Consider the following 5,126-nt stretch of genomic DNA (forward strand, 5'->3'; position numbering starts at 1 on the left):
CCCTGCCCCCGCTCCGCGGGGGAGGGGGAGAACCGCGGGACGAAGACGGATCGAGGGCGGCCCGCGCGGCGGCCACTCGGACGGAAGTGAAGGAATCGCCCCAACCTTACGATACTGGAGAGCAGACATGCAGATTCGCTCGTTCGCCGCGTTCATGCTCGTGCTCACGGCCGCCGCGTGCGGCGACGCCCCGGCGGGGCCCGCCGCGGACCGCGCGACCGCCGACGCCGTCGTGGCCGGCGGCCAGGCCGCGGGACCCAACTTCTCGCGCCAGACGGGCGGCGACCCCGTGGTGCTGCGCTTTCGCTCGGTGGAGGACCCGGAGTTCCCCGCGGACCGCAACGTCTGCGCGCAGGCGGGCTTTGCCACCAACGTGTTCCTGGGCGCGTCGCTGTGGTCCGAGGCCAACACGGCGTCGTCCGGCCGCATCGTGAACAACGGCGTCAAGCGCATCGGCTCGGCCACGGCGTGCATCCGCATCACGGATCCCACGTTCCCGCCGGGGCTGCCGCAGCAGTTCTACGCGCGCTTCGACACGCCCGAGGGCATCTTCACGGCCAAGGGCGCGTGCACGCTCATCAGCAACGACGCGCCCGAGGCGGGGCTGGTGATCGGCGGCTGCCACCTGCGCGTGCTGGACGGCCCGGCGGAGATGCGCGGCGGCGCCATCACCAGCCTGAGCATCTTCAACCCGCGCAACCTGGCCGGCTACGCCACGGGCTCCGAGTGGACCGTGCAGTTCTACCCCGCGTTCGGCCGCCGGCAGGGCTGACGGACGAGATCACGCGCGGCGCACCGTCCCTCCTCCGCCATCGCGCGGGGGAGGGACGGCGTGCACTCCGTGGCCTTGTGGCACGCTTTCGCAGGGCCCGCGCGGCGTTCGCAATCTGCACGCGGATTGGCATTATGCACACCCTTGACGCCACGTTGTAGACGGCCGATCTTCCGGGTCTGCGACAAAGCTGATACTGCCCGTCCGGCCCGCGCCGGTGGGCGCCCCCTGCCCGGACGAGGGATTTCCCCGCGCCCGGGCCCGTCATGCAGTGCGTCCGCGCGGTCGCCGCTTCTCACCGTAGCACAGGCAGAAGGCCGTCTTGAGCACCGTATCCGCGCCCGAGTGGCGCGCCGTTTCGGCCAGCCCCGTCCCGTCCCCGCGGCCGGCGCACGTGCCCCCCTCCCCCACGCCCGACCCGCATCCGCACGCGGGGGAGCCGGCGGGGCTGGACTCCCGTTTCGCGGCGGAGCACGCGTACATCCTGCGCGCCAAGACGCAGGACGAGGTGTGGGTGCGCTGGATCCTCATCGTGGGCGCCGTGCCCCTGGTGGCGCTGCTGCGGTGGCTGGGGGTGATGACCATCTCCTACGAGGCCATCCTCGTCGTGGGCGGCGGCGTGGCGCTCGTGAACGGCGCGTTTCACCTCGCCCTGCTGCGCAACCTGTGGCGGCCATGGCAGTTCTGGGCCAGCCTGGTCGTCGACCACCTTGCCCTGTTCGGGTTCACGGCGGCGCACGGCCCGTTCGGGATGCTGATGATCCCGTACTACGCGGCGCTCTTTTCGTCCACGGCGCTGGGCGTGCCGCGCGCGGGGTGGATGTCGACGGGGGCCAGCGCGGTGCTGTATCCCGTGGCCCGGCTGGTCGGCCTGTGGGCCAACCCGGGGATGGAGCTGCGCTGGGAGATGCTGGCCCTGGAGACGGCCGTCGTGGTCTCCGTGCTGGCCGCGACCCTGCTGACGCCCACGCACTACACGCGGCGGCTGCGGCAGATTCGCCGCGCGCTGTCGTCCGTGGAAGACGGCGACTTTCGCGTGCGGGTGGACGCGCGCGAGCGTGACCAGATGGACTTCCTGGCCGCGGCCGTGAACCGCGTGGCGCAGTCGCTGGGCGGCGTCATCCGCCAGGTGCAGGACCAGGCCCGCGCGCAGGCCGCCCTGGCCGAGGAATTGTCCGCCACCGCGCAGGAGGTGCAGGCGTCCGCCGTGGAGGTAGGCTCCATCGCGGCGGAGACGGCGGCCGAGGTGGAGCGCGAGCTGGGGCTGGTGACGCGCGGCGGCGAGGCGCTGGGCCGCCTGGCCGCGCGGAACCACGGCCTGCGCGAGGGCGCGTCCACGGCGGCGGAGGACGCGCGGCGCTTGGCGCAGGAGACGGGCGGCCACGTGCAGCGCATTGCCCAGACGGGGCAGATGCTGGGCGAGATCGAGCAGGGCTACCGCCACGCGTCGCAGGCGGTGGACGCGCTGCACGGGGCCGGCGAGCGCATTGGCGGCTTCGTGAGCACCATCCACGAGATCGCCGAGCAGACCAACCTGCTGGCCCTGAACGCGGCCATCGAGGCGGCCCGCGCGGGCGAGCACGGCCGCGGCTTTGCCGTGGTGGCCGACGAGGTGCGCAAGCTGGCCGGCCAGTCCGGCACGAGCGCGTCGCAGGTGAGCGGCACGGTCAACGAGACGCGCGACGCCATCGGGCGCGTGCGCGAGCAGCTGGCCCTGGCGGACCGGCGGCTGGGCGGCGTGGGCGATGCCGCGCGCGACGGGCAGTCGGCGCTTTCCGCGATGGTGGACGGGCTGCACCGCGCCGTGGAGGCCATCGAGCGCATCCACGCCGAGGTCGAGGCGCAGGCCTCCGCCGTGGACGAGGTGCTCACGGCCATGCGCGGCGTGCAGGCCATTGCCGGGCAGAGCCGCGCGCGCACGGAGCACACGGCCACGGCCGCGCACCAGCAGAGCGCCGCCATGGAGGAGCTCGCGGATGCCAGCCAGACGCTGGCGGGGATGGCCATGGCCATGAACGACCTGGCCGAGCGGTTCCGCGTGGCGGACGCGGAGCGCGCCGACGCCGCCCCGCACGCGGACCCGGCGATGGAGCTCGACTTGAGCCACGTGCCCGCGCACGCGATGCCGCCGCACGTTCCCGCCCATGCGATGGCGGGCGCGAACGGATCGGGCGCGCACGGGACGAACGGGAACGGGGTCGGCGCGCACGGACGGCGGTTCTAGGCGGAGTCGGTATCGAGCTACGGAAGCGCGTCCCCAGCCTGAGCGGCTAAAGCCGCCGCTACGACAGCGGTAAGCCCCGCCCTGACGACGCTTCGCGTCGCACGGCGGGGCTTCAACTTCTCCGGAGGGCCGCTCCGGTGCACAAGGCCGTACCCTCGCTGGGGCAGTCCGCGCAGGCGGACTTCGCGCCTTTCCAGCGGCGATTTCAATCGCTCTGGCGTCGCGGGCTTCGCGTCGGACGGCGGGGCTTCAACTTCTCCGGAGGGCCGCCCCGGCGCACATCGCACGCGGGATCGCACCCTGCGGAGAGATGTGCACGTCAGGGCACGGCTCGCTCGAAGTGTACACCCTCTCCCACGCAGTTTGTGGGAGAGGGTGCGAGCATAAGCGAGCGGGTGAGGGCCCGCTGGGTCCCTGCGAGCGGGCCCCGCCGGGCTCCCGTCACGGGATCCTCATCCGCCGCGCTTGCGGTCCCCTCCCACGCGCCGCAGGTTGTGCGACGGCGCATGGCCGCCGGCCGGGTGCGGCAGATCGGCGGGCCGCAGCATCCGCCGTGGGTCCACGCGGGGGACACGAGATACGAGCGTTCGACTTCGAGATACGATGAGCTACAACATCCAGCTTTCGCCGGACGAGCTTGCCCGGCTGGTGGTGCAGGCCGCCGAGAACGCACAGGCGCAGGGCTACTGGCAGGGCGAGGGCGACGCGCGGCACGACGCCGTGCAGCACCTGGTCCACTTCCTGGGCCTGCTGCTGGCCGGCGACGACGACGTGAACGCGCGCGAGCTGGACGTCTACCACCGCGTCATCAACGCCGTGAGCGATTCGCAGTCGTCGCACGAGGAGCTGCGCGAGGGCGCCATGGAGAGCGTGGAGATCACGAGCGATCCCGACGCGCTGCACGCGTTCCTGGGCGCCACGCCGGCGTACATCCACGCCATCGTGGCCATGGACCGCGCCCTGGGCACCCGCAACGCCGACCAGGTGGTGACGGCGCTGGGCGGCCTGGGCCTGGCCGTGCTCGCGGCCGACGGCAAGGCGGCCGAGGAGGAGGACAGCATCTTTACCACGCACCTCAACCACCTGCGCGGCGAGCTGGACGCCAGCGGCGTGGCCGTGACGACGGACTGAGCCCATTTCGGCGGATGCACGGCGGGGCCGCTCCTCAGGGGGCGGCCCCGCCTCGTTTTGTTCGGACCGGGTTCACGTCGTCGCGCGGTCTCAAACCGTTTTTCCCTGGCCCCCCGGAAGCGTCATCCTGAGGGAGCGCCGCACATAACGTGAACGCACGCAGTACCTTGGCGCGACCGAAGGATCTTGTGTGCGAGACTCGGGACTGATCCCGTGCACAGGGGCCGCCTCCGAGCTTTGCGGGCAAGATCCTTCGTCGCCGCCATGGCACCTGCACGGATGAAGTGCTGCGCGGCGGCTCCTCAGGATGACGCATCGAAGTGATGTCGTGGCAACACCGCTGGGGACGTCTTCAGGAGACGGGACGCGACAGATGACTCGATCGATGTTTCCCGGGCGCGGCCGCACGTAGCCGCCTTGCCCAAGCATCCAAACGAGGATGGGCCGCGATCCGGCAGGGTCGCGGCCCATCGTTTCGTGCATCATCGATCGACGTCTACCGCCGGACCTTTCACGGATCGGGCCGTGTAGGACCGCGCCTCATCCGTTCCGCGCCAACTTCCTCCCGAATCGCATGCGTTTCGCCATCCTGCTCGCCTCGCTCGCCGCCGCGCTGATCATCAACACGCCCAGCGCCGCCGCGCAGAGCCGGTCCGCCGTGCTCGCGCCCGCCGCGCCGCTGCCGGCCGCGCTCTCCCCCGCGCCGAGCGACGCCGCGTCCCGGCCGACGACGGAGATCGCGCCGCGATCCAGGTTCCGCTATCCCACGATCGGCCTGCTGGCGGGCGCGGCCGTGGGCGCCGTTGTCGGCACCTACGTCATGGCGACCTCGGACGAGTGGATCGGAGCGCCGGCTCACATCCTCACGGTACCCGCGGGCGCGCTGCTGGGCTTGGCGGTCGGCGCGCTGGCGAATCCGCCGGCGCGGCGGTAGGCCCTCACCCGCTCGCGGTCGCTCGCACCCTCTCCCACAAACTGCGTGGGAGAGGGTGTAAACTT

General features: G+C 72.3%; 4 protein-coding genes. All 4 read left to right on the forward strand.

Annotated elements, in window-relative coordinates; all coding sequences use genetic code 11:
• Nucleotides 1–127 precede the first annotated feature (127 nt).
• Nucleotides 128–772, forward strand: coding sequence for a hypothetical protein (locus tag VFZ20_RS16640; RefSeq protein ID WP_329685037.1), 645 nt, complete (start codon nucleotides 128–130; stop codon nucleotides 770–772).
• A gap of 322 nt (nucleotides 773–1,094) precedes the next feature.
• Complete coding sequence (locus VFZ20_RS16645) at nucleotides 1,095–2,996, forward strand: methyl-accepting chemotaxis protein (protein WP_329685038.1); 1,902 nt, start codon at nucleotides 1,095–1,097, stop codon at nucleotides 2,994–2,996.
• Between the two features lie 603 nt (nucleotides 2,997–3,599).
• On the forward strand, nucleotides 3,600–4,127 hold the full coding sequence (locus VFZ20_RS16650; protein WP_329685039.1) for a hypothetical protein: 528 nt from the start codon (nucleotides 3,600–3,602) through the stop codon (nucleotides 4,125–4,127).
• A 574-nt stretch (nucleotides 4,128–4,701) separates the two neighbouring features.
• Entirely contained in the window at nucleotides 4,702–5,061 is a 360-nt protein-coding gene (locus VFZ20_RS16655; protein ID WP_329685040.1) for a hypothetical protein, read from the forward strand.
• Nucleotides 5,062–5,126 lie beyond the last annotated feature (65 nt).

It is taken from the genome of Longimicrobium sp., assembly GCF_036280135.1.
Taxonomy (GTDB): domain Bacteria; phylum Gemmatimonadota; class Gemmatimonadetes; order Longimicrobiales; family Longimicrobiaceae; genus Longimicrobium.

Coding starts and splice junctions, on each gene's coding strand:
- VFZ20_RS16640 (WP_329685037.1), top strand. CDS start 128: ATGCAGATTCGCTCGTTCGCCGCGTTCATGCTCGTGCTCACGGCCGCC.
- VFZ20_RS16650 (WP_329685039.1), top strand. CDS start 3,600: ATGAGCTACAACATCCAGCTTTCGCCGGACGAGCTTGCCCGGCTGGTG.
- VFZ20_RS16655 (WP_329685040.1), top strand. CDS start 4,702: ATGCGTTTCGCCATCCTGCTCGCCTCGCTCGCCGCCGCGCTGATCATC.